The sequence below is a fragment of the Ornithinimicrobium sediminis genome, assembly GCF_021272345.1.
In the GTDB taxonomy this organism is placed as follows: Bacteria; Actinomycetota; Actinomycetes; order Actinomycetales; family Dermatophilaceae; genus Ornithinicoccus; species Ornithinicoccus sediminis_B.
Genome location: NZ_JAJSDQ010000001.1, coordinates 489,887 through 512,333 on the forward strand (window position 1 = coordinate 489,887; position 22,447 = coordinate 512,333).

Below are 22,447 nucleotides of genomic sequence, written 5' to 3' on the forward strand. Positions count from 1 at the left end.
GGAAGACCAGCATGACGCAGAAGCAGACCATCCTCGGTCGCATCTCCCAGCTCGCGCGGGCCAACATCAACGCGCTGCTCGACAACGCCGAGGACCCGGAGAAGATGCTGGACCAGCTGGTTCGCGACTACACCAACTCGATCTCCGAGGCCGAGGAGGCCGTGGCGGTCACCATCGCCAACGTGCGCATGGCCGAGGCCGACCTCAAGGCCGACGAGGAGGCGGCCGAGGAGTGGGGTCGCAAGGCGTCCGCCGCCTCGCGCAAGGCCGAGGAGATGCGGTCCTCCGGTGACGTCGCCGGCGCCGAGAAGTTCGACAACCTCACCCGGATGGCCCTGGGTCGCCAGATCCAGCACGAGGACGACGTGGCCTCGGCACGTCCCGCCATCGAGCAGCAGAACGCCACGGTCGAGCAGCTCAAGCAGGGCCTGGTCTCGATGAAGACCAAGCTCGAGGACCTCAAGTCCCGCCGCGGCACCCTGGTCGCCCGGGCCCGCACGGCGGAGGCACAGAGCAAGGTGCACGACGCGATCTCCTCGATCGACGTCATGGACCCCAACAGCGAGCTGTCCCGCTTCGAGGACCGGATCCGTCGCCAGGAGGCGATGGTGCAGGGTCGGGCGGAGGCGCAGGCGACGAGGCTGGAGGACCAGTTCGCCGAGCTCGAGGACCACACGCACGACCGTGAGATCGAGGCGCGGATGCAGCAGCTCAAGGGTGGCCAGTCCTCCTGACCGCGTTGCCAGGGGTTTCGCACCCTTCCCCACCACGTTGCTAGGGGTTTCGCACCCTTCCCCACCACGTTGCTAGGGGTTTCGCACCCTTCCCCACCACGTTGCCAGGGGTAGTGACCGAGCGGGCCCGCACCTCGCCGAGGTGCCGGGCCCGCTCGTGTCCTGCCTCAGCCGTCGTGCAGCGGCGTGGCTCAGCGCGAGTGGAAGCGCTGCTGCGCCGCCTCCAGCCCGAGGTGCACCAGGTCATGGACCGCGTCGGCGCCGTCCCCGATGAGCAGCTCGACGTCCACCCGGTCCCGCACCGGCCAGTCGGAGAGCACGAAGTCGGCAGGGTCCTGTCGTCCGGGGGGCCGACCGACCCCGAGCCGGACCCGCAGGTAGTCCTTGGTGCCCAGGGACTGGCTGACCGAGCGCAGGCCGTTGTGGCCGCCCTCTCCCCCACCTCGCTTGAGCCGGACGGTCCCGAAGTCGATGTCGAGCTCGTCGTGCAGCACCACGATGCGGTCCAGCGGCACGGAGTAGAACCTCGCGACTGCCGCGACCGGCCCGCCGGAGAGGTTCATGTAGGTCATCGGCTGCGCCAGGACCACCCGAGGTCCCGGCAGACCGCCGGGCAGGGTGCCGAGCCGCACCTCGCTGACCCACGCGCGGGCCTTGTGCTGCCGGGGTGTGGCCCCGGCCTGGTGCGCGAGCTCGGCCAGGACCATCGCGCCGATGTTGTGCCGGTTGCCGGCGTACTTCGGGCCGGGGTTGCCGAGCCCGACGACCAGCCACGGGTCCATCAGTGTGCCTCCCGGAACGGGGCACGGGCGCCGAGGAGACCTCGACGCCCGTGCCGCTCAGACGATCGTCAGGACTGCTCGGCCTCGGAGGTCTCGCCCTCCGCGGACTCCTCGGAGGTCTCGCCCTCGGCGGACTCCTCCGACTCGTCCTTCTCGATGCCCAGCTCGGCCTCGACCTCGGCGAGCTCGGACTCCAGCGCCTCCTCGGACTTGGCCTGGGTGACGTTGACGACCAGCGCGTCGGGGTCGGTGACCAGGGTGACGCCGTCGGGGAGGGTGAGCTCGCCGGCGTGGATCTGGGTGCCGGCCTCGAGGCCCTCGACCGAGACGGTGATCGACTCGGGGATGCGCGTGGCCTCGGCCTCGATGGTCAGCTCGGAGTGGTCGAGGTTGACCAGGGTCTCCGGTGCGGCCTCGCCCTCGACGTGCACGTAGACGTCGACCTCGACCTTCTCGCCCTTGATCACGGTGACGAGGTCGACGTGCTCGATGAAGCGCTTGATCGGGTCGCGCTGCACGTCCTTGGCCAGGGCCAGGTGCTCCTCGCCGTCGACGTCCAGCGTCAGGACGGCGTTGCTGAGCTTCATCGCCATCATGGTGTCGTGGCCCGGCAGGGTGAGGTGCAGCGGGTCGTTGCCGTGGCCGTAGAGCACGGCGGGCACCTTGTCGGCGCGGCGGATGCGACGGGCAGCGCCCTTGCCGAACTGGGTGCGCTTCTCGGCGGAGATACGGATCTGGTCGGACATGAGGCCTCTTTCACTACTGCGGGATCAGGGGATCAGCGACGGTGCTGGGCCTCGACGCGGGACACGACGCGGGCGGACGGGCGCGGTCGACCGGACGGGGACGACGAGATGTCGAGCACCGCCGCGTCGAATCACGGAAACCGCAGGTCGCTTGTCGACCGTGTGGCGTCCCTCGCCGAGGCAACAGTCCGACAGTCTACGCGACCGGCTGGTGCAACCGAAACCAGGCGGACGGCATACCCCGCTGCTGGTCACGGTATGCCGTGAGCCCACCGTGACGCGGTGCGGCCTGCCCGGGCCGTGGGTCGTAGGTCGTCAGGCCTGCCCGTCGAACATGCTCGTGACCGAGCCGTCCTCGAAGACCGCGCGGATCGCCTGGCTGACCAGCGGGGCGATCGACAGCTCGGTGATCTTGGGCAGCGCGCGGGCCTCCTCGCTCAGCGGCAGCGTGTTGGTGACGACCACCTCGCGGGCCACCGACGCCGAGAGCCGCTGCACGGCCGGGTCGGAGAAGATGGCATGCGTGGCGGCGATGACCACGGAGCCGGCGCCCTCGGCCATGAGCGCGTCGGCCGCCTGGCAGATGGTGCCGCCGGAGTCGATCATGTCGTCGACGAGGATGCAGGTGCGGCCGGCGACCTCGCCCACCACGCGGTTGGCGACCGACTGGTTGGGGCGGCTGATGTCCCTCGTCTTGTGGATGAAGGCCAGGGGCGCACCGCCGAGACGGTGTGACCACTGTTCGGCCACCTTGATCCGGCCGGCGTCGGGCGAGACGACGGCGAGCTCCTCGCGGCCGTACTTCTCCCGCACGTAGTCGGCCAGGATCGGCAGTGCCATCAGGTGGTCGACGGGCCCGTCGAAGAAGCCCTGGATCTGCGCGGTGTGCAGGTCGACCGCCATGAGCCGGTCGGCCCCGGCCGTCTTGAACATGTCCGCCACCAGGCGTGCCGAGATCGGCTCCCGCCCCCGGTGCTTCTTGTCCTGGCGGGCGTAGCCGTAGAACGGGAGCACCACCGTGATCCGCTTGGCCGAGGCGCGCTTGAGCGCGTCGACCATGATGAGGTGCTCCATGATCCACTTGTTGATCGGCGCGGTGTGGCTCTGGATGACGAAGGCGTCGCACCCGCGCACCGACTCGTTGAACCGGACGTAGATCTCGCTGTTGGCGAACTCGTAGGAGTCCGCGGGGACCAGCTCGGTGCCCAGGGCGTCGACCACGGCCTCGGCCAGCTCCTGATGGGCCCGGCCGCTGAAGACCATGAGGTTCTTCTTGGTCGTGAGATGGATGCCGGTCATGCCTGCGGCCCCTCCTGGGTCTGCGGTGCGGTGGCCCGCGCGGCTGCCTCGGCCTGCGGGGTGCCCGGGCGCTTGGAGACCGCCCAGCCCTCGATGTTGCGTTGCGGGGCCACGTTGATGGCCATGGCACCCGGGGGCACATCCCTGCGGATGACCGTGCCGGCACCGCTGCCCGCTCCGTCACCGACGGTCACGGGTGCGACATACATGGTGTCGCTGCCCATCCGGCAGTGGCTGCCGATGGTGGTGTGGTGCTTGTCGACCCCGTCGTAGTTGACGAAGACGCTCGCGGCCCCGATGTTGGTGTGCTCCCCGATCGTGGCGTCACCGACGTAGGACAGGTGCGGCACCTTGGCGTGGTCACCGATCGTGGCGTTCTTGGTCTCCACGAAACCACCGATCTTGCCCTCGACCCCGAGCACGGTGCCGGGGCGCAGGTAGGCGAACGGGCCCACCGTGGCTCCCGCGCCGATGACCGCCAGCTCCCCCTGGGTGCGCACGACCGACGCCCCGTCACCGACCTCCACGTCGGTGAGCGTGGTGTCCGGCCCGACCGTGACGTCCGAGCCGACCGAGGTCGCCCCGAGCAGCTGGGTGCCGGGCCGCACCACCGTGTCCTGGCCGATGCTCACGTCGGCGTCCACCCAGGTGGTCGCCGGGTCGACCACGGTGACCCCGGCGCGCATGTGGCCCTCGATCACCCGGCGGTTGAGCTCGGCGCCCAGCCTCGCCAGCTGCACGCGGTCGTTGACCCCCTCGGTCTGCCACAGGTCGTCGATGAGGTGGGCGGTGACCCGCAGCCCCGCGCGACGGGCGATGCCGAGCACGTCGGTGAGGTACTTCTCGCCCTGGGCGTTGTCGGTGCCGACCTCCCGCAGCGCCCGGCGCAGCAGCGCGGCGTCGAAGGCATAGATGCCGGAGTTGATCTCGGCCACGTCGAGCGCGTGGGCCCACGGCCCGCCGGCCTCACGCTCGGCCAGGGCGTCCTTGTGCTCCATGATGCGCACCACGTCGCCGGCCTCGTCGCGCAGGATGCGCCCGTAGCCGGTCGGGTCAGGCAGCTCGGCGGTGATGACCGTGACCGCGGCGCCTGTCTGCTCGTGGTGCCGGGTCAGCTCGGCGAGGGTCTCCCCCGACAGCAGCGGCACGTCACCCATGGTGACCAGCACCGTGCCGGTCAGGTCGGCCGGCAGCGCGTCGAGACCGCACTCGCAGGCACGGCCGGTGCCCTTGACCTCGTCCTGGTCGGCGATGGCCGCGCCGGGGTCGCACTCGGCGACGTGGGCCGCGACCAGCTCGCGCTGGTGACGCACGACGACGGCGAGGTGCTGGGGCTCCGCCTGGCGCGCGGCATACAGGGCGTGTCCCACCAGGGAGCGGCCGCCGATGCGGTGCAACACCTTGGGGGTGGCCGACTTCATCCGGGTGCCCTCGCCCGCGGCGAGGACGATGACTGCAGCGGGAGTGCTCACGGGTCACGACTCTAACGCGCCCGACGAGCGCCGCCGGCTCCCCGGGTAGGAATCGAACCTACGTCGCTAATCCTGATTCAAAGTCAGGCGGCCCCTGCCAGCAGAGCAACCGGGGAACGCCCCGGCGGCGCCGGGAACCTCCCCAGGGTAGGCCAGCGGACACGGCACCCCAAGGCACCCCGCCACGGCGGCGCGGGGCGTCGGCCCAGGGTGTTGACATGATGGGGGCGTGACCACCCCAACGAGCAAGGCCGGCGCCGCACGCTCCCGGATGACCGGACCGCAGCGGCGGGAGCAGCTGATCGACGTGGGGCGGCGGCTCTTCGCCGAGCGCGGCTTCGAGGGCACCAGCGTGGAGGAGATCGCGCAGACCGCAGGTGTCTCCAAGCCGGTGATCTACGAGCACTTCGGGGGCAAGGAGGGGCTGTATGCCGTGGTCGTGGACCGCGAGATCCAGGCCCTGCTGTCCGCGGTCACCACGGCACTGACCGGCGACGGCCACTCGCGGGCGCTGCTGGAGCGCGCTGCCCTGGCCCTGCTCGACTACATCGAGACCTCCACCGACGGTTTCCGGATCCTGGTGCGGGACAGCCCGCCCGGGCAGTCGACCGGCACGTTCGCCAGCCTTATCAGCGACGTCGCCACGCAGGTCGAGCACATCCTGGCCGCGGAGTTCAAGCGCCGCAAGCTCGACCCGAAGATGGCTCCGCTGTATGCCCAGATGCTGGTCGGCATGGTGGCCATCCCCGGCGGCTGGTGGCTCGACTCGCGCAAGTTCAAGAAGAACGACGTGGCCGCCCACCTGGTCAACCTGGCGTGGAACGGCCTGGCCGGCATGGAGCCCAAGCCGACCCTGCGCTCCGTGCCCAAGCCCTGAGGGGCGCCTCGGCGGCTGCCTGAGCGGTCCGCTCCACGGTGTGCGCAGTCCGGTGCTGCCGTGTCTGAGGGGGGCTGCGCTGCAGGGCAGCATCCCTCAGAGAGGACAGCACCCGTCAGACAGCACGCCACGGGAGACATCTTGACGCCAAGATTCTTGACGGGACTACGCTGGGTGGCATGGCTCAGGCGCACGAGCATGGCTCCGGGGACGAGGTCGACCGCATCGTCGCCGCGTGGCGCCGCGAGCGGCCCGACCTCGACGTCTCACCGCTGGAGGTGCTCTCCCGGGTCACCCGGCTGGCCCGGCATCTCGACCGTGCCCGACGCAGCGCCTTCGCGGCACACGGGCTGGAGCCCTGGGAGTTCGACGTCCTGTCGGCGCTGCGCAGGTCGGGTCCGCCCTACCGGCTCACTCCGGGTGAGCTGCTGCGCCAGACGTTGGTGACCAGCGGCACGATGACCAACCGGGTGGACCGGCTGGCGGCCCGCGGCCTGGTCGACCGGTCGGCCTCCAGCACCGACCGGCGGGCCGTCCTGGTGGGCCTGACCGACGAGGGCCGCGGCCTGGTCGACGCTGCGCTGGCGGGCCTCGTCGAGCACGAGCGCGCCTTCCTCGACCCCATCTCCGAGGCAGACCGCGCCGCACTGGTCACAGCACTGCGGCACCTGGTCGCGCCGTTCGAGGACCCCGCCCCGTAGGCAGCCTCACCGTATGCGGTGCCGCCGCGCGGCCTGCGTGATGCGGTCCGCCAGCTGCTCGGGACGCCTGAAGTCCACCCACACCACCCTCTCCAGGCCCCAGCCGAGCCGGCGGATGCGGTCCTCGCGCACCTTCTCGGCGGCCAGGGCCGCTGCCCCGGCCGCCCCGGCATACTTCCTGAGCCCGTCGAACTCCCAGAGGCTGCGCGTGCCCACGATGCGCAGGTCCGTGAAGGCGAAGGGCTGCCGGCTCGGCTCCGCGACCGGGAACTGCAGCTCGACCTCATGGCCGAGGTCCTCGGCGAAGAGGCGCAACAGGGTCTCCCCCGGCGACTGCGCGCCTCGACGACACCGGTCGACCGTGGCCCGTGCCGCAGCAGCGCCCGGCCTGCGCCCGAGCCGGCCGAGCTCCTGCGCCAGGTCATCGGCCGTGACCAGGTCCTTGTCCACCGCCGAGTCCGCGGACACGATGCCCGCGGCTGCGCCGAAGCTGCCCGCCACCTGGAGCACGGCCCGCGCAGAGGTCACCGCCTGGATGCCGCCGACCCGCACGAGGGTGGGAGCCGTGCGGGGACGGACCACACGGAGTCCCGGCCCGGACTGGACAGCACCGCCGACCCGCACAGACCAGACCTCGGAGAACGGCACCTCGTGCACAGCGACGCCCTGCAGGACGAGAGCAGTGTGGTGGCTCAGGGCGATGTCGTCACCGTGCAGCCGGGCGAGGCCGGCGGCCTGCTCGAGCATCCGGTCTGCTGCGAAACCGGGCTCGGCGCCGACGGCGAAGACGCCCCGGCGCAGGCGACGCACCTCCCCCGACCGGGCCCAGGCACGGATGTCGTCGTCGGTGTGGTCGGTGACGAGGGCGTCGGCGCGGAGGAACACGCCTCCGGACCCTGCCGTCAGGCTCGCGAGCTGCTGGCGCATCGGCTCACCGTGGCACGCCGTCGGACGGCGTGGGGCACCCCTGTGGACAACCGCAGCCGCCGGAGCCGGCCCCCGGGCCTGGGGACCGGCGGGGTCCTGAGCAGCACTGTTCAGCACTGTTCAGTGCTGTGCAGTCTGACCGGTGCTGCCCTGCAGCGCAGCACCGGTCGGACAAGGCGGCACCGGACCCCGGCGGGCGGGAGCTGGCGAGGCGAACCCGAGGGGAGGAGCCTGGTCGGCTGAGGGGTCAGGCGTCGGGGGGAGGTCAGGCCTCGGGCGAGGTCAGGCGTCGGCCCGCTCGGCGGCCTCGAGCCACTCGGCCTCCAATGCCTCCTGCTCGGCGTGCAGCGCCTCCAGCTCCCTGCTGAGCCGCACCATGGCCTCGGCGTCGGTGGCTGCGGCCACCATGTCGTCGTGCAGCCGCGCCTCGCGGTCGGCGAGCCGGGCCAGCGACCGCTCCACCCTGGCCACGGTCTTGCGCGCCTCCCGCAGCTCGGCCGCCGAGGGCCCGGCCGGTGCGCCCACAGCACCGGCGCTCGCCACGGCGCGGGCGGACGGCATACCCGAGGAGCGCTCACGGATCTCGCGCCGCAGCTGCAGGTACTGCTCCACGCCACCCGGCAGGTCGCGCAGGGACCCGTCACCGAGCAGGGCCACCTGCCGGTCGGTCATGCGCTCCAGCAGGTAGCGGTCGTGCGAGACCACGAGGAGGGTGCCGGCCCAGCCGTCGAGGACGTCCTCCATCGCGGTCAGGGTGTCGATGTCCAGGTCGTTGGTCGGCTCGTCGAGCAGCAGCACGTTCGGCTCGTCCATGAGCAGACGCAGGAACTGCAGACGCCGCCGCTCGCCGCCGGAGAGGTCGCCCACCCGCGACTGCTGCCGGCCGCCGGTGAACCCGAGCCGGGTCGCCAGCTGCGAGGCGGACACCTCCTTGCCGCCGAGCATCGTGAACGCGCGCACCTCGGTGATGGCGTCGATGACGGTCCGGCCCTGCACACGGTCGAGCTCGCGCAGCTCCTGGCTGAGCATGGCCATCCGCACGGTCTTGCCGGTCCTGAGCGTGCCGCCGTCCAGCGGCAGGCGGCCGAGCAGCACCCGCAGCAGGGTGGACTTGCCGGCACCGTTGACACCGACGATGCCGTACCGGTCACCGGGCCCGAGCCGCCAGGTGACCCGGTCGAGCAGGGTCCGCTCCCCCAGCCGCACGGTGGCGTCGAGCAGGTCGAGCACGTCCTTGCCGAGCCGGGTCGTCGCGAAGCGCACGAGCTCGACCTGGTCGCGTGCCGGGGGCTCACCGGCGATCAGCTCGTTGGCGGCGTCGATGCGGAACTTCGGCTTGCTGGTGCGCGCCGGCGGCCCGCGCCGCAGCCACGCGAGCTCCTTGCGCAGCAGGTTGGCGCGCCGCTCCTCGGTGACCGCCGAGATGCGGCTGCGCTCGGCCTTGGCCAGCACGTAGGCCGCGTAGCCGCCCTCGTAGGTGTGCACGTCGCCGTCCTCGACCTCCCAGGTGCGGGTGCTCACGGCGTCGAGGAACCACCGGTCGTGGGTGACCACCAGCAGCCCGTTGTCGGGCCGTGGCCTGCGGTCGGCGAGGTATGCGGCGAGCCAGGCCACCCCCTCGACGTCCAGGTGGTTGGTGGGCTCGTCGAGCAGGAGCAGGTCGGGGTCGGCGACCAGGAGTGCAGCCAGCGCCAGGCGGCGTCGCTCCCCGCCGGACATCGGCCCGACCGGGGCGTCCCAGCCGCCCAGCGCCGAGGCGTCCAGGTCGCCCAGGAGGCCGTCGAGGATCTCGCGCACGCGCGCGTCACCGGCCCACTCGTGCTCGGCCAGGTCGCCGAGCACCAGCTGCCCGACGGTGGCGACCGGGTCGAGGTCGTCGGTCTGCCCGAGCATGCCGACCGTCACCCCACCGGTGCGCACCACCCGCCCGGAGTCCAGGGTCCGGGTGCCGACGAACACGCGCAGGAGGGTGGACTTGCCGCCGCCGTTGCGGCCGACCACGCCGATGCGCTCCCCTCCGGAGATGCCGACCGAGACGTCGTCCAGCAGCACCTGCGTGCCGGCGACGATGGTGGCGCCGTGCAGGGCGACCAGTGGGGCCATCAGAGCCTCAGCCGCGCGCCGCGGCTGTCCACGACGGCGGCCCCGCCGACAGGGCCGGTGACGCGCAGGATGTCACCGGCCGGGCCCCGGGCCGCCAGGCCCATGGACAGGTCGAGCGCCTCGGCCTGGGAGCCGACGAGGAAGGCCACGGTCGGGCCTGACCCGGAGACCAGTGCCCCGCGGGCCCCCAGGTCGAGGCCGGCGTCGAGCACCTCCTGCAGGTCGGGGCGCAGGGACAGCGCGGCGGGCTGCAGGTCGTTGCGCAGGGCGGTGCCGATGGCGTCAGGGTCCATCCGGCGCAGCGCAGAGACCAGCTGCGGCGACAGCGAGGGCAGGTCGAGCTCCTGGCCCTCGTGCAGCCGGTCGAACTCGGCGAAGACGGCGGGCGTGGCCAGCCCGTCCCCCGTGGTCACCCACAGCACCCAGTGCACCTCGCCACGGGAGAGCACGGGGGAGATGTCGTCGCCCCGGCCGGAGCCGACCGCGGTGCCGCCGTGCAGCAGGAAGGGCACGTCGGCGCCGAGCTCGGCCGCCAGCGGCTCCAGGTCGTCGCGCAGCACGCCGAGGTCCCACAGCTCGGCACACCCGACCAGCGCGGCGGCCGCGTCGGCGCTGCCGCCGGCCATGCCGGCCGCGACGGGGATCTTCTTCTCGACCGTCAGGGCCACCGGGCCCGGCCGGGTGCCGGCACCGGCCATCTCGACGGCACGGTCGGCGAGCAGCCGGGCCGCCCGCAGGGCGAGGTTGTCCTCCGTGTCGGGCACCCGGTCGGCATACGGCCCCACGGCGCGCACCGACCACTCGTCGGCGGCCTGCACCATCACCCGGTCGTAGACGCTCACGGCCTGGAAGACGGTCACCAGCTCGTGGTAGCCGTCCTCGCGACGCGGCCCCACGGACAGCTCCAGGTTGATCTTGCCGGGCACGCGGACGGTGACCCGCAGGGCTGGATCAACGGCTGTCATGGCTCCAACCCTAGGGTGACCTGGCCCCGGAGTCTCACCGACCTCAGTCCCGGGCGGCTGCCGCGATGGCGGCGAAGTCCTCGACCCGCAGGCGCTCGCCGCGCAGGGAGGGGTCGACCCCCGCCGCCCGGAGGACAGCCTCGGCTCTCGGGGCGCCGCCGGCCCACCCGGCCAGCGCCGCCCGGAGCGTCTTGCGCCGCTGCGCGAAGGCGGCGTCCACCACCGCGAAGACCTCCTCCCGGGTCGCGACGGTGGGCGGCGGCTCCCGCCGCACCATGCGCACGAGCCCGGAGTCGACGTTGGGTGCCGGCCAGAAGACGGTGCGGCCGATGCGGCCCGCCATGGAGACCTCGGCATACCAGGCGGCCTTGACGCTGGGCACGCCGTAGGTGCGTGACCCCGGCCCGGCGGCCAGCCGCTCGGCGACCTCCCACTGCACCATGACGAGCACCGTGTCCAGGGTGGGCAGCAGCTGGAGCAGGTGCAGCACGACCGGCACGGCGACGTTGTAGGGCAGGTTGGCCACCAGGGCGGTCGGCTGCGGGTCGGGCAGCGCCTGCAGCCGCAGGGCGTCGGTATGCAGCACGCTCAGGCGGTCGGCGACCTGCGGGGCGTGGGTGCGCACCGTCGTGGGCAGCTCGGCCGCCAGCGTGGGGTCGATCTCCAGTGCGGTGACGTGCCGGGCGACCTGCAGCAGGCCGAGCGTGAGGGAGCCCAGCCCCGGCCCGACCTCGACCACGACGTCGTCAGGCCCGACGTCGGCGGCCCGCACGATGCGGCGCACGGTGTTGGCGTCGATGACGAAGTTCTGCCCCCACTGCTTGGTGGGACGGAGACCGAGGCGGGTGGCGAGCTCGCGGATCTCCGCAGGTCCGAGCAGGGCGTCGGCGGTGTGGTCGGGCACAGCCGCCAGCCTGCCAGATGCCGGGCCGCACCCGGTCCCGGTTGCTGGGGTGTGAGGTGCGCGACAGCCCCTTGCGCCCGGACTGAACACACGTTTAGCATGTTGAACATGAGTTCAGCGCAGGTCGTCGACCCCTCCCCGGACCGCACGGCCCGGGCCCGGATCCGCGACGCCGCCCTGCATCTGTTCGGTGAGGTCGGCTTCCGGGCGACCACGGTGCGCGCCATCGCCGACCGGGCCGGGGTCTCGGCACCCCTGGTGCTGCACCACTTCGGCTCCAAGGAGGGGCTGCGCCAGTCGGTCGAGGAGCACCTCGTCACCCAGATCCGCGAGGGCAAGTTCGCCACCATGACCGGGCAGCTCACCCCCGACGAGCTGAGCATGCGGGCCAACGCCGAGGAGTTCGCCCCGGCCATGTCCTACCTCGCCCGGGCGCTCACCGAGGACGCGGAGGTCGGTCGGCACCTCTACGACCGGCTGTACCAGGACGCCCTGGTCTACCTGCAGGCCGGAGAGGACGCCGGGCTGATCCGTCCCACCGGGCACCCTGAGGCGCGCGCCGCCGCACTGCTCAACGCGGGGCTGGCGCAGACCCTGCTCCGTCACCACCTGGAGCGGGTGCTGGGGATGGACGACCAGGTCGAGGCGATGCTCGCCATCGGCCCACCCCTGCTCGACCTCTACACCGACGGGCTGTTCACCGACAGCCGCATCCGCGACGCGTTCTCCACCGCGTCCCCGTCCGAAGGAACGCAGCCATGACCGCAGCCATCACCACCTCCGGCCTCAGCAAGAGCTTCGGCGACGTCGAGGCGCTCGTCGACCTCGACCTGGAGGTCCATGCCGGGGAGGTCTTCGGCTTCCTGGGGCCCAACGGAGCCGGCAAGACCACCATGATCCGCACCGTGCTCGACCTCATCAGGCCGACCCGCGGCAGCGCGACCGTCGTCGGCCTGGACAGCCACCGCGACGCCGTCGAGATCCGGCGCCACATCGGCTACCTGCCCGGCGACCTGGCGATGTACCCCCGGCTCACCGGCAAGGACACGCTCACCTACTTCGCCAACCTGCGCGGCGGGGTCGACTGGGGCTACGTCGACCAGCTGGCGCAGCGTCTCGACGCCGACCTGTCGAAGAAGGTCAGCGACTACTCCAGCGGCAACCGGCAGAAGATCGGCATCATCCAGGCGTTCATGAACCGCCCGCAGGTCATCATCATGGACGAGCCGTCCACCGGCATCGACCCCCTCGTGCAGCAGGAGTTCCAGGCCATGGTCCGCGAGGTCGCGCAGGAGGGCCGGACCGTCTTCCTGTCCAGCCACACCCTGTCGGAGGTGCAGCGTGTGGCCGACCGGGTGGGCATCATCCGCGCCGGCCGCCTCATCGACGTGGAGCGGGTGCACGACCTGCGCTCAAAGGCCATCCGCCGCATCGAGCTCGTCTTCGACACGCCGGTCCCGGCCGAGGAGTTCTCGCACCTGCGGGGGGCCCGCGACGTCGAGGCCTTCGACAACGCCGTGCACCTCAGCTTCGACGGCAACATGGACGAGCTGCTGGCCATCGCCACCACGCGCCACCACCTCGTCGACATCTCCAGCGAGGAGGCCGACCTGGAGGAGATCTTCCTGGCCTACTACCGCGAGGCAGGTGTGTGATGGGACTGTCGGTCTTCACCTTCACGGTGCGCGACCGCATCGTGGGCATGCTGGTCGCGGCCGTGGCGCTCGGCCTGATGCTGGCGCTGGCGATGGCGGTGTATGCCGAGATCGACCTGTCCTTCTACTACGAGCTGCCCGAGGCGATCCTGGACGCCGCCGGCATCTCCCAGCTCGGCACGGGCGTCGGGGGCATCGCCTACGGTGCGATGTACAACCTCATGGGGGCCCTGACCATCGGGGGCCTGGCGATCGCTGCCGGCTCGGCGTCGATCGCCGGCGAGGAGCGTGACGGCACCATCGGGCTGCTGCTGGCCAACCCGCGCAGCCGCACCCAGGTGCTGCTCTCCAAGATGGCCGCTCTGGTGGTGCTCACCACGGTGGGGGCGCTGCTGCTGTGGGTCGCCGGGCTCATCGTGCCGACGGCTCTGGACATCGACGTCACCGGGGTGCAGGTGGGCGCGCTCGTCGTGCACCTGTGGGCCAACTCGCTCTTCTGGGGCATGCTCGCCGTCGCCCTCGGCGCCTGGACCGGTCGACCGTCGGTCGCAGCCGGAGGCGCCGGGGGGTTCATGGCGCTGTCGTGGCTGGCCACGTCGTTCCTGCCGATGATCGACGGCGGCCGGGCCGTCGCGCAGCTCTTCCCGTGGTGGTACTTCAGCTCCTCGGCACCGGAGGTCAACGGGGTCGACGCCGGGCACCTGGCGGTGCTGCTCGGGCTGACCGTCGCCCTGGCCGTCGCCTCCGTCGTCGGGGTCAACCGCCGCGACCTGCGCAGCACCGTCACGTCCGTGACGCTGCTCGACCGGCTGCGGGACAACCCCCGGACCGCGGCCCTGGCCGACCGCATCGGCGGGCAGGCCCGGGTCTCCTCGATCCCGGTCAAGACGGCATCGGACCACCAGGGGCTCACCCTCGTGGTCGGCGCCTCGATCGCGGGCCTGGGGCTGCTCGAGGCGCTGCTGTTCACCCTGCTGCCCGACGGCATGAGCGAGCTCTTCGAGCAGCTCCCCGACGCGCTGATCGCCATGATCGGCGGCGTGGACATGTCGACCCCGGCCGGCTTCCTGCAGGGCGAGGTCTTCTCGATCATGATGCCCATCGCCCTCATCGCGGTGACCGGCACGGTCGGGGCCAAGGCCCTGGCCGGGGAGGAGGAGGCCGGCACGATGGAGCTGCTGCTGGCCAGCCCGGTGCGCCGCAGCAGCATCGTGCTCGGCAAGGCCGCCGCCATGGTCGCCCTGGCCGCCGTCGTGGGCCTGCTGACCTTCCTGGGCACCGCAGCCGGCATCGTGCTGGCCGGGCTCGACGTGTCCCTGGTCAACCTGGCCGCGATCTCGTTGCTGGCCACGCTCCTGGGCCTGGTCTTCGGCGCGGTTGCGCTGCTGGTCAGTGCCGCCACCGGCCGGGTGCGCTGGGCGGTCAGCACGGCCGTGGGGGTCGCGCTGGTGGCCTACATGCTGCAGTCGTTCCTGCCGCTGGCGGAGTCGTATGCCGACTGGGCCGCCCTCTCGCCCTTCCACTACTTCCTGGGCAGCGACCCGCTCGGCTCGGGGATGGCCTGGGGCGACGCGGCCGTGCTGCTCGCGATCTTCCTCGCGCTCGTCGCGCTGGCGGTGCCGGCGTTCGAGCGCCGGGGCCTGCGCGGCTGATCACCAGGGGCCGTAGACCCGCTCGCTGTTGTCGGACAGTGCCCGGCACAGCGCCGGCACCGAGACGTTGAGCGTGTCGGCCATCGCCCGCACTGTGAGCGGCACCAGGTAGGGGGCGTTGACCCGGCCGCGATGCGGCGAGGGCGTGAGGTAGGGAGCGTCGGTCTCGACGAGCAGGTGCTCCAGCGGGGTGACCGCGAGCGCGTTGCGCAGCTCACGGGCGTTCTTGAAGGTCACGGTGCCGGCGAAGGAGAGGTAGTAGCCGCGGCGCACGCACTCCCGGGCCATCTGCATGTCGCCGGAGTAGCAGTGCATGACGACCCGCTCCGGCGCCCCCTCCTCGGCGAGGATGCGCATGACGTCCTCGTGGGCGTCGCGGTCGTGGATCTGCAGCGCCTTGCCGGTGCGCTTGGCCAGGTCGATGTGCCAGCGGAAGGACTCCTGCTGGGCCCCCACGCCCTCCGGGCCCGTCCGGTAGTAGTCGAGCCCGGTCTCTCCGATGACCCGGATGCGCGGCTCCGCGGCGTGCTGCTCGATCTCGGCCCAGACCTGCTCCAGCTCCCCGGCCGCTGCGTGCCGGGGTGCCTCGTTGGGGTGCACGGCCACGCCACCGAGCACCCGGGAGTGCTCGCGCACGACGCCCACGGTCCAGGCCGCGCTGGTCCGGTCGCACCCGATCTGCACCAGACGGTCCACCCCGACGGCGGCCGCCAGCGTGAGCGCCTCCTGCACCGAGGGCGCGGGCGCCCCCTCCCGGCCGATGTCCAGGTGGCAGTGGTTGTCGACCACGGCGATGGGCAGCCGGTCGGGAGCCGGCGGCCGCTGCGGGGACCGGGCCTGCGTCATACGGTCGTGGTCTCCTCCACGGGCAGCCCCAGCCGGCGGCGCTCCTCGTCGACCACCGAGGGGTCCAGCTTGGTGAAGATCGGCGTCGGCTTGGCGACCGGTGCTCCCACGGTGACCGGGCGGTGCTCCCAGCGCGGCATCGCGGAGTAGTCACCGGTGATGACCGGGTAGGTCGCCCGCTGCGGCTCGTCGAGGTCGCTGACCTCCTCCACGTGCGGCATCGGCATGAAGGTGCCCTCGCCGCCGAGCGCGGCATGCACCGCGTTGGAGGAGTGCGGCAGGAAGGGCGACAGCAGGGTGTTGAGGTCGACGACCGTCTGGGCCAGCACGTGCAGCACCGTGCCGAGGCGCTCGCGCTGCTGCTCCCCTTTCAGCTTGAACGGCTCCGTCGTCGAGACGTAGGCGTTGGCCTCGCCGACCAGCCGCATGGCCTCGGCGAGCGCCGCCTTCTGCCGGTGCCGGGCGATGAGGCCGCCAACGGTGTCGAAGCCCTCCCGGACCTGCGTCAGCAGTGCCTCGTCGACCGGTGCGAGCGCTGCGGCGGCCGGCACCTCCCCGAAGTTCCTGGCGATCATTGAGGCCGTGCGGTTGACCAGGTTGCCCCAGCCCGCGACGAGCTCGGTGTTGGTGCGCTTGACGAACTCCGGCCAGGAGAAGTCGGAGTCGGCCTGCTCCGGGGCCGCTGCCGAGAGGAAGTAGCGCAGCGCGTCCACCTGGTAGCGCTCCAGCACGTCGTGCACGAAGATCACGACCCCACGGCTGGAGGAGAACTGCCTGCCCTCCATGGTGAGGAACTCCGAGGACACGACCTCGGTCGGCAGGTTGAGCTCACCGAACGGACCCGGCTCACCGCCGCGCTCGCCCTGCCCGTTGTGCGCGAGCAGCTCGGCGGGCCAGATCTGGGAGTGGAAGGTGATGTTGTCCTTGCCCATGAAGTAGTAGGTCAGGGCCTGCGGGTCGTTCCACCACTCGCGCCAGCGGTCGGGCTCACCCTGTCGCCGGGCCCACTCGACCGAGGCCGAGAGGTAGCCGATGACGGCGTCGAACCACACGTAGAGCCGCTTGGTCGGCTGGTCGCGCCAGCCCTCGAGCGGCACCGGGATGCCCCAGTCGATGTCACGGCTCATGGCGCGCGGCTTGATGTCGTCGAGGATGTTCTTGGAGAAGCGGATGACGTTGGGCCGCCACAGGCCCGAGGCCTCGCGGTCGTCCAGCCACTCCCCCAGCGCCTGCGCCAGGGCCGGCAGGTCGAGGAAGAAGTGCTGGGTCTGCACGAAGTCGGGGGTCTCGCCGTTGATGCGGCTGCGCGGGTCCTTCAGCTCGGTCGGGTCGAGCTGGTTGCCGCAGTGGTCGCACTGGTCACCGCGCGCCTCGGCGTACCCGCAGATGGGGCAGGTGCCCTCGATGTAGCGGTCCGGCAGCGTGCGGCCCGTCGAGGGGCTGATCGCGGCCGGCGTGGTCTGCTCGACCATGTAGCCGTTGGCGTGGACGGCCAGGAACATCTGCTGGACGACCTCGTAGTGGTTGGCCGTCGTGGTGCGGGTGAACAGGTCGTAGGAGACCCCGAGGTCGACCAGGTCCTGCACGATCATCCGGTTGTTGGTGTCGGCGAGCTCGCGGGCGCTGACGCCCTCCTTGTCGGCGGCGACCAGGATCGGCGTGCCGTGCTCGTCGGTGCCGGAGACCATGAGGACGTCGTGCCCGGCCATCCGCATGTACCTGCTGAACACGTCGGAGGGCACACCGAACCCGGCCACATGGCCGAGGTGGCGCGGGCCGTTGGCATACGGCCAGGCGACAGCAGACAGGACATGGGTCATGAGGCCGCAGTCTAGTTGCGGCGCGGGCGCCGCCGTGCCGCCGGCGGCCGTAGCCGTATGCCGTGGGCGCGGGCTCGGGCCACGCTCAGACGGGACCGCCGGCGAGCGCGAAGACCAGCGCCACGACGACCACGACCAGGACGAACGCGAGCAGGGCGCCGAGGGGGGTGCGCAGCATCCGAGGGAACGGCGGTCCGCCGGTGCGGTCCACCTGGTCGGCCAGCGACATGAGGTGTGACTTGTTCCGGCTCGGGTCATGTCGCGGGCGGGGTCGCGGGGCGTCGTCCTCGGCGTCCGTGCGGTGCATGCGTGCCATGGACACATCCCCTCTCACCCTCGGCGCCGGTCGCCGACGACACGGACCACTCTGCACCATGACGGCCACGGGTGCCGCGGCCCCGCGGGCGGAACCTCCGTGGGGCCTCCTGCGTCCGAGGGTGTGCGTGGTTCACTTGTTGTCGGGTGCCTGCCCGGGTGTCACGCGTGTGAGGAAGGGAGGTCGGGACGCATGCTCGCTGCTCTGACCGGTGCCGGCCTGTCCGCCGCCGCCGGGCTCAACGCCTACATCCCGTTCCTCATCGTGGCGCTGCTGGCCCGCTACACCGACTACGTCGCGCTGCCGGAGCAGTTCGCCTGGATCGAGTCGCCGTGGGCGATCGGTGTCGCCTCGGTGCTGCTGGTCAGCGAGGTGGTGCTCGACAAGATCGCGGTGATCGACCACATCAACGACGCCGTGGGCACGTTCATCCGGCCGGCCACCGGCGGCCTCATCTTCGCCGCCACCCAGGCTGCGGAGGACCTCGAGCAGGGCTCGACGTTCTTCCAGGAGAACCCGTGGGTGGGCGTGGTGCTCGGCATCGTGACCGCCGGCATCGTGCACACCGGCAAGGCGGTGGCCCGGCCTCTCGTCAACGGCACCACCATGGGCCTGGGCGCACCGGTGGTCTCGGCCGCGGAGGACACCGCCTCGGTGGGCCTGAGCCTGGTCGCCATCTTCCTGCCGGTCCTGGTCGTCTTCGTGCTGCTCTTCCTGGTGTGGATGGCCTTCGTCCTATGGCGCAACGCCCGCAGACGCAAGCAGACACGGGACACCGCCATGTTCCAGTCGGGGTACTACTCCTAGCTGCGACGCACCTCTCGACGGGTGTGCAGCTCTGGTCACGGGTGACCACATCCGCACCCCTGTGAGTGACGGTAAACGCCCCGGTCGACTCAGCGCGCGGCCAGCACCGCGTCGTAGAGCTGCTTGGTGGACAGGCCGGTGGCCGCGGAGACCTCGCGGCACACGTCCTTGAGCCGCTCACCGTCGGTCACCCGCTGCTGGATGCCGCGCACGGCAGCCGCCAGGTCGACGTCGCCGGCCGTGGTCGGCACCGCGCCGGAGACCACGACGGTGACCTCACCGCGCACGCCTCCGGAGGCCCACTCGGCCAGCTCGGCCAGCCCACCGCGCCGGACCTCCTCGTAGGTCTTGGTGAGCTCACGGCATACGGCGGCGGGCCTGTCCGCCCCCAGGCCCTTGCCGAGCGCCTGCAGCATCGCGGCCAGCCGGTGCGGGGCCTCGAAGAAGACCATCGTGCGCGGCTCGGCCGCCAGCGCCGCCACGGCCCGCTCGCGCTCGCCCGCCTTGCGCGGCAGGAAGCCCTCGAAGCAGAAGCGGTCGACCGGCAGGCCGGAGACGGCCAGCGCCATGAGCACCGCGCTCGGCCCCGGCACGCACGTGACGCGTATGCCGTGGCGCACGGCCTCGGTCACCAGCCGGTAGCCGGGGTCGGAGACCGAGGGCATGCCGGCGTCGGTGACCAGCAGGACGTCCTGGCCGTCGGTGAGCTCGGCGAGGAGGTCGGTGGTGCGGGTGGCCTCGTTGTGCTCGTGGTAGCTGACGACACGTCCGGTCGTGGCGATGCCGAGGCGGTCGCAGAGCCCGCGCAGGCGACGGGTGTCCTCGGCCGCGACGACCGGTGCCGACCGGAGCGCCTCGAGGAGCCGCGGCGAGGCGTCGCGGACGTCACCGATGGGGGTGGCCGCGAGCACCAGCCGTGCGCTGTCCGTGGTCACGGGTGCACCTCTCGTCGAGCGGCCCTGGGTCCGGCAGTCCCGGTCACCGCGGTCGCGATCTCCCTGGCAACCGGGGGCCGGTGGCCGGAGAACCCCTGGCAACGCGATGCGTGGGCGGGAAAACCCCTGGCAACGCGATGCTCGGGCCGGAGAACCCCTGGCAACGGGTCAGTGCTTGCCGAGCTTGGCGCGCTGCAGGTCCCGGTTCATCTGCGAGATGACGTTGAGCGGGATGCCCTTGGGGCAGGCCCGCGAGCACTCACCGAGGTTGGTGCAGCCACCGAAGCCCTCGGCGTCGTGCTGGTCGACCATCGACACCACGCGTGCGTAGCGCTCCGGCTGGCCCTGCGGCAGCTCGCCCAGGTGGGTGACCTTGGCGCCCATGAAGAGCATGCCGGAGGCGTTGGGACAGGCCGCGACGCACGCACCGCAGCCGATGCACTCCGCACCCATGAACGCCCGGTCGGCGTCGTCCTTGGGCACCAGGGTCGCGGCGGCATCGGGGGCGGCTCCGGTGTTGGCGGAGATGTAGCCGCCGGCCTGGATGATGCGGTCGAAGGAGGTGCGGTCGACACACAGGTCCTTGAGCACCGGGAAGGCCTCGGCGCGCCACGGCTCGATGCTGATCTCGTCGCCGTCGGAGAACGAGCGCATGTGCAGCTGGCAGGTGGTGGTCACCTCCGGGCCGTGGGCCTGGCCGTTGATGACCAGCCCGCACATCCCGCAGATGCCCTCACGGCAGTCGCTGTCGAACGCGACCGGCTCCTCGCCCTTGGCGATGAGCTCCTCGTTGAGTACGTCGAGCATCTCGAGGAAGGACATGTCCTCGGACACGCCCTCGATGGGGTAGGTGACCATCTCGCCGTCGGCGGACGGACCGCCCTGGCGCCAGATCTTGAGCGTGAGCTTCACTTGTAACTCCGTTGCTTCATCTCGACGAACTCGTACACGAGGTCTTCCTTGTGCAGGATGGGCGCACCGTCCTCACCACCGGACTCCCAGGCCGCGACATACGCGAACTCGTCGTCCTTGCGCAGGGCCTCGCCGTCCTCGGTCTGCGACTCCACCCGGAAGTGGCCTCCGCACGACTCGCGGCGGTGCAGGGCGTCCACGCACATCAGCTCACCGAGCTCGATGAAGTCGGCCACCCGGCCGGCCTTCTCCAGCGACTGGTTGATGGTGTCGGCGGAGCCGAGCACCCGGACGTTCTGCCAGAAGTCGGCGCGCAGCTCCCGGATCTCGGCGATGGCCTCCTTGAGGCCCTCCTCGCTGCGCTCCATGCCGCACTTGTCCCACATGATCTTGCCGAGCGCCTTGTGGTAGCTGTCCACGCTGCGGGTGCCGTTGACCGACAGGAAGTGGTCGATGCGCTGCTGCACCTGCTCGCGGGCCTCGACGACCGCGGGGTCGTTCTCCTCGATCTTGGGGTAGGGCCCTTCGGCGAGGTAGTTGCGGATGGTGTTGGGCAGCACGAAGTAGCCGTCGGCCAGGCCCTGCATGAGGGCGGAGGCACCCAGCCGGTTGGCCCCGTGGTCGGAGAAGTTGGCCTCGCCGGCCACGAAGAGCCCGGGGATGTTGGACTGCAGGTCGTAGTCGACCCACAGGCCGCCCATCGTGTAGTGCACCGCAGGGTAGATGCGCATCGGCAGCTCGTACGGGTTCTCCCCCGTGATCCGCTGGTACATGTCGAACAGGTTGCCGTACTTGCTCTCGACCGCCGACTTGCCCAGGCGCTCGATGGAGTCGGCGAAGTCGAGGTAGACCCCCAGCCCGCCGGGACCGACGCCGCGGCCCTCGTCGCAGACGTTCTTGGCGGCGCGCGAGGCGATGTCGCGGGGCACCAGGTTGCCGAAGGCCGGGTAGATCCGCTCCAGGTAGTAGTCGCGGTCCTCCTCGGGGATCTCCCGGGGGTCCTTGCTGCCGTCCTCGGCACGCTTGGGCACCCAGATGCGTCCGTCGTTGCGCAGCGACTCGCTCATCAGGGTGAGCTTGGACTGGTACTCCCCCGACACCGGGATGCACGTCGGGTGGATCTGCGTGTAGCAGGGGTTGGCGAAGTAGGCGCCCTTGCGGTGCGCCCGCCAGTTGGCGGTGACGTTGCAGCCCATCGCGTTGGTGGACAGGTAGAACACGTTGCCGTAGCCACCGGTGGCCAGCACGACCGCGTCGGCCAGGTGCGTCTCGATCTCGCCGGTCACCATGTCGCGGGCGATGATGCCGCGCGCCACGCCCTCCACCATCACCAGCTCGAGCATCTCGTGGCGGGAGTACATCTGCACGCTGCCGGCCGCGATCTGCCGCTCCAGCGCCTGGTAGGCGCCGATCAGCAGCTGCTGGCCGGTCTGTCCGCGGGCGTAGAAGGTTCGCGAGACCTGCACGCCGCCGAACGAGCGGTTGTCGAGCATGCCTCCGTACTCGCGGGCGAAGGGCACCCCCTGGGCGACGCACTGGTCGATGATCGAGGTGCTGACCTCGGCCAGGCGGTAGACGTTGGACTCGCGGGAGCGGTAGTCGCCGCCCTTGACCGTGTCGTAGAACAGCCGGTATGCCGAGTCGCCGTCACCCTTGTAGTTCTTGGCGGCGTTGATGCCGCCCTGCGCGGCGATCGAGTGCGCCCGTCGCGGGCTGTCCTGGTAGCAGAAGGACTTCACCTGGTAGCCCGCCTCACCCAGGGTCGCCCCCGCCGCGGCCCCGGCCAGCCCGGTGCCGACGATGATCACGCTGAGCTTGCGCCGGTTGGCCGGGTTGACGAGCTTGGCCTCGAACTGGCGCAGCGCCCAGCGGTCGGCGATCGGCCCGGACGGCGCCACGCTGTCGGCGATCGGCATGCCCTCGCGGTAGAGCCCGTTGATCAGGCCGTCGGCAGGCGCCTCGGTGGCGGGCAGGGTCTCGGTCATCGCGTGTTC

Annotated in this window: 21 protein-coding genes and 1 tRNA gene; 7 read left to right on the forward strand and 15 right to left on the reverse strand. The window is 71.5% G+C overall.

Translation table 11 applies throughout. The features are described from left to right. Positions 1 to 11: 11 nt before the first annotated feature. Positions 12 to 734, forward strand: a complete 723-nt coding sequence (locus LVO85_RS02185; RefSeq protein ID WP_232745757.1) for a PspA/IM30 family protein — start codon at positions 12 to 14, stop codon at positions 732 to 734. A gap of 191 nt (positions 735 to 925) precedes the next feature. Here the strand turns inward: LVO85_RS02185 and pth are convergent, their stop codons facing one another. From pth to LVO85_RS02210, 5 genes are all read right to left on the reverse strand, one after another. Continuing rightward, entirely contained in the window at positions 926 to 1,516 is a 591-nt protein-coding gene (gene pth / locus LVO85_RS02190; protein WP_232745758.1) for an aminoacyl-tRNA hydrolase, read from the reverse strand. Positions 1,517 to 1,584: 68 nt separating this feature from the next. Then, a complete protein-coding gene (locus tag LVO85_RS02195) occupies positions 1,585 to 2,262 on the reverse strand; it encodes a 50S ribosomal protein L25/general stress protein Ctc (protein WP_232745759.1) in 678 nt (225 codons plus the stop codon). Positions 2,263 to 2,577: 315 nt separating this feature from the next. Beyond that, positions 2,578 to 3,561, reverse strand: coding sequence for a ribose-phosphate diphosphokinase (locus tag LVO85_RS02200; protein ID WP_232745760.1), 984 nt, complete (start codon positions 3,559 to 3,561; stop codon positions 2,578 to 2,580). After that, on the reverse strand, positions 3,558 to 5,033 hold the full coding sequence (gene glmU, locus LVO85_RS02205) for a bifunctional UDP-N-acetylglucosamine diphosphorylase/glucosamine-1-phosphate N-acetyltransferase GlmU (protein ID WP_332875397.1): 1,476 nt from the start codon (positions 5,031 to 5,033) through the stop codon (positions 3,558 to 3,560). Before glmU ends, LVO85_RS02200 begins: the two co-directional genes overlap by 4 nt. A 37-nt stretch (positions 5,034 to 5,070) precedes the next feature. Then, positions 5,071 to 5,149: transfer RNA gene (locus tag LVO85_RS02210), tRNA-Gln, on the reverse strand. Between the two features lie 155 nt (positions 5,150 to 5,304). On the opposite strand from LVO85_RS02210, the gene LVO85_RS02215 reads away from it, so the two are divergent. Then, on the forward strand, positions 5,305 to 5,910 hold the full coding sequence (locus LVO85_RS02215) for a TetR/AcrR family transcriptional regulator (RefSeq protein ID WP_232746176.1): 606 nt from the start codon (positions 5,305 to 5,307) through the stop codon (positions 5,908 to 5,910). A gap of 179 nt (positions 5,911 to 6,089) precedes the next feature. Next, complete coding sequence (locus tag LVO85_RS02220; RefSeq protein WP_232745761.1) at positions 6,090 to 6,611, forward strand: MarR family winged helix-turn-helix transcriptional regulator; 522 nt, start codon at positions 6,090 to 6,092, stop codon at positions 6,609 to 6,611. Positions 6,612 to 6,617: 6 nt separating this feature from the next. Here the strand turns inward: LVO85_RS02220 and LVO85_RS02225 are convergent, their stop codons facing one another. The 4 genes from LVO85_RS02225 to rsmA form a co-directional block, all read right to left on the reverse strand. After that, a complete protein-coding gene (locus LVO85_RS02225; RefSeq protein WP_232745762.1) occupies positions 6,618 to 7,538 on the reverse strand; it encodes a hypothetical protein in 921 nt (306 codons plus the stop codon). 282 nt (positions 7,539 to 7,820) lie between these two features. Next, positions 7,821 to 9,641: an ABC-F family ATP-binding cassette domain-containing protein gene (locus LVO85_RS02230; protein WP_232745763.1), complete on the reverse strand. Its 1,821-nt coding sequence runs from the start codon at positions 9,639 to 9,641 to the stop codon at positions 7,821 to 7,823. After that, the gene (locus tag LVO85_RS02235; protein WP_232745764.1) at positions 9,641 to 10,606 is read right to left on the reverse strand and encodes a 4-(cytidine 5'-diphospho)-2-C-methyl-D-erythritol kinase; all 966 of its coding nucleotides are present in this window, start codon (positions 10,604 to 10,606) and stop codon (positions 9,641 to 9,643) included. Before LVO85_RS02235 ends, LVO85_RS02230 begins: the two co-directional genes overlap by 1 nt. Before the next feature lie 43 nt (positions 10,607 to 10,649). Then, entirely contained in the window at positions 10,650 to 11,510 is an 861-nt protein-coding gene (rsmA, locus tag LVO85_RS02240) for a 16S rRNA (adenine(1518)-N(6)/adenine(1519)-N(6))-dimethyltransferase RsmA (protein ID WP_232745765.1), read from the reverse strand. Between the two features lie 108 nt (positions 11,511 to 11,618). Here rsmA and LVO85_RS02245 point away from each other — a divergent pair, with 108 nt between their 5' ends. Genes LVO85_RS02245 through LVO85_RS02255 form a run of 3 tightly spaced genes read left to right on the forward strand, consistent with a single transcriptional unit; the run spans position 11,619 to position 14,817 of the window. Next, positions 11,619 to 12,272 (forward strand): TetR/AcrR family transcriptional regulator, encoded by a 654-nt coding sequence (locus LVO85_RS02245; RefSeq protein WP_232745766.1) that lies wholly within the window; start codon positions 11,619 to 11,621, stop codon positions 12,270 to 12,272. Further along, positions 12,269 to 13,165 (forward strand): ABC transporter ATP-binding protein, encoded by an 897-nt coding sequence (locus LVO85_RS02250; protein ID WP_232745767.1) that lies wholly within the window; start codon positions 12,269 to 12,271, stop codon positions 13,163 to 13,165. The genes LVO85_RS02245 and LVO85_RS02250 overlap by 4 nt, the downstream gene beginning before the upstream one ends. After that, the gene (locus LVO85_RS02255) at positions 13,165 to 14,817 is read left to right on the forward strand and encodes an ABC transporter permease (protein WP_232745768.1); all 1,653 of its coding nucleotides are present in this window, start codon (positions 13,165 to 13,167) and stop codon (positions 14,815 to 14,817) included. Before LVO85_RS02250 ends, LVO85_RS02255 begins: the two co-directional genes overlap by 1 nt. On the opposite strand, the gene LVO85_RS02260 is transcribed toward LVO85_RS02255, so the two are convergent. The 3 genes from LVO85_RS02260 to LVO85_RS02270 form a co-directional block, all read right to left on the reverse strand. Then, positions 14,818 to 15,663 carry a TatD family hydrolase gene (locus LVO85_RS02260; RefSeq protein WP_232745769.1) on the reverse strand — a complete coding sequence of 282 codons (846 nt, stop codon included), beginning with the start codon at positions 15,661 to 15,663 and terminating at the stop codon, positions 14,818 to 14,820. It abuts the gene before it with no gap. Continuing rightward, on the reverse strand, positions 15,660 to 17,483 hold the full coding sequence (gene metG, locus LVO85_RS02265; protein WP_232745770.1) for a methionine--tRNA ligase: 1,824 nt from the start codon (positions 17,481 to 17,483) through the stop codon (positions 15,660 to 15,662). The genes LVO85_RS02260 and metG overlap by 4 nt, the downstream gene beginning before the upstream one ends. Positions 17,484 to 17,568: 85 nt before the next feature. Continuing rightward, on the reverse strand, positions 17,569 to 17,799 hold the full coding sequence (locus LVO85_RS02270; protein WP_232745771.1) for a hypothetical protein: 231 nt from the start codon (positions 17,797 to 17,799) through the stop codon (positions 17,569 to 17,571). A gap of 192 nt (positions 17,800 to 17,991) precedes the next feature. On the opposite strand from LVO85_RS02270, the gene LVO85_RS02275 reads away from it, so the two are divergent. Beyond that, positions 17,992 to 18,606, forward strand: coding sequence for a DUF4126 domain-containing protein (locus tag LVO85_RS02275; RefSeq protein ID WP_232745772.1), 615 nt, complete (start codon positions 17,992 to 17,994; stop codon positions 18,604 to 18,606). Positions 18,607 to 18,695: 89 nt separating this feature from the next. On the opposite strand, the gene rsmI is transcribed toward LVO85_RS02275, so the two are convergent. The 3 genes from rsmI to LVO85_RS02290 all read right to left on the reverse strand — a co-directional run bounded on the left by rsmI (position 18,696) and on the right by LVO85_RS02290 (position 22,438). Further along, positions 18,696 to 19,541 carry a 16S rRNA (cytidine(1402)-2'-O)-methyltransferase gene (gene rsmI / locus LVO85_RS02280; RefSeq protein WP_232745773.1) on the reverse strand — a complete coding sequence of 282 codons (846 nt, stop codon included), beginning with the start codon at positions 19,539 to 19,541 and terminating at the stop codon, positions 18,696 to 18,698. 168 nt (positions 19,542 to 19,709) lie between these two features. Next, positions 19,710 to 20,453, reverse strand: a complete 744-nt coding sequence (locus LVO85_RS02285; protein WP_232745774.1) for a succinate dehydrogenase/fumarate reductase iron-sulfur subunit — start codon at positions 20,451 to 20,453, stop codon at positions 19,710 to 19,712. Further along, the gene (locus LVO85_RS02290) at positions 20,450 to 22,438 is read right to left on the reverse strand and encodes a fumarate reductase/succinate dehydrogenase flavoprotein subunit (RefSeq protein ID WP_232745775.1); all 1,989 of its coding nucleotides are present in this window, start codon (positions 22,436 to 22,438) and stop codon (positions 20,450 to 20,452) included. The genes LVO85_RS02285 and LVO85_RS02290 overlap by 4 nt, the downstream gene beginning before the upstream one ends. Positions 22,439 to 22,447: the final 9 nt, after the last annotated feature.

Excerpts from the sequence above, each read along its gene's own strand:
- LVO85_RS02185 (WP_232745757.1), top strand. The coding sequence starts at position 12 with ATGACGCAGAAGCAGACCATCCTCGGTCGCATCTCCCAGCTCGCGCGG.
- pth (WP_232745758.1), bottom strand. The coding sequence starts at position 1,516 with ATGGACCCGTGGCTGGTCGTCGGGCTCGGCAACCCCGGCCCGAAGTAC.
- LVO85_RS02195 (WP_232745759.1), bottom strand. The coding sequence starts at position 2,262 with ATGTCCGACCAGATCCGTATCTCCGCCGAGAAGCGCACCCAGTTCGGC.
- LVO85_RS02200 (WP_232745760.1), bottom strand. The coding sequence starts at position 3,561 with ATGACCGGCATCCATCTCACGACCAAGAAGAACCTCATGGTCTTCAGC.
- LVO85_RS02215 (WP_232746176.1), top strand. The coding sequence starts at position 5,305 with ATGACCGGACCGCAGCGGCGGGAGCAGCTGATCGACGTGGGGCGGCGG.
- LVO85_RS02220 (WP_232745761.1), top strand. The coding sequence starts at position 6,090 with ATGGCTCAGGCGCACGAGCATGGCTCCGGGGACGAGGTCGACCGCATC.
- LVO85_RS02225 (WP_232745762.1), bottom strand. The coding sequence starts at position 7,538 with ATGCGCCAGCAGCTCGCGAGCCTGACGGCAGGGTCCGGAGGCGTGTTC.
- LVO85_RS02230 (WP_232745763.1), bottom strand. The coding sequence starts at position 9,641 with ATGGCCCCACTGGTCGCCCTGCACGGCGCCACCATCGTCGCCGGCACG.
- LVO85_RS02235 (WP_232745764.1), bottom strand. The coding sequence starts at position 10,606 with ATGACAGCCGTTGATCCAGCCCTGCGGGTCACCGTCCGCGTGCCCGGC.
- LVO85_RS02245 (WP_232745766.1), top strand. The coding sequence starts at position 11,619 with ATGAGTTCAGCGCAGGTCGTCGACCCCTCCCCGGACCGCACGGCCCGG.
- LVO85_RS02250 (WP_232745767.1), top strand. The coding sequence starts at position 12,269 with ATGACCGCAGCCATCACCACCTCCGGCCTCAGCAAGAGCTTCGGCGAC.
- LVO85_RS02255 (WP_232745768.1), top strand. The coding sequence starts at position 13,165 with ATGGGACTGTCGGTCTTCACCTTCACGGTGCGCGACCGCATCGTGGGC.
- LVO85_RS02260 (WP_232745769.1), bottom strand. The coding sequence starts at position 15,663 with ATGACGCAGGCCCGGTCCCCGCAGCGGCCGCCGGCTCCCGACCGGCTG.
- metG (WP_232745770.1), bottom strand. The coding sequence starts at position 17,483 with ATGACCCATGTCCTGTCTGCTGTCGCCTGGCCGTATGCCAACGGCCCG.
- LVO85_RS02270 (WP_232745771.1), bottom strand. The coding sequence starts at position 17,799 with ATGGCACGCATGCACCGCACGGACGCCGAGGACGACGCCCCGCGACCC.
- LVO85_RS02275 (WP_232745772.1), top strand. The coding sequence starts at position 17,992 with ATGCTCGCTGCTCTGACCGGTGCCGGCCTGTCCGCCGCCGCCGGGCTC.
- LVO85_RS02290 (WP_232745775.1), bottom strand. The coding sequence starts at position 22,438 with ATGACCGAGACCCTGCCCGCCACCGAGGCGCCTGCCGACGGCCTGATC.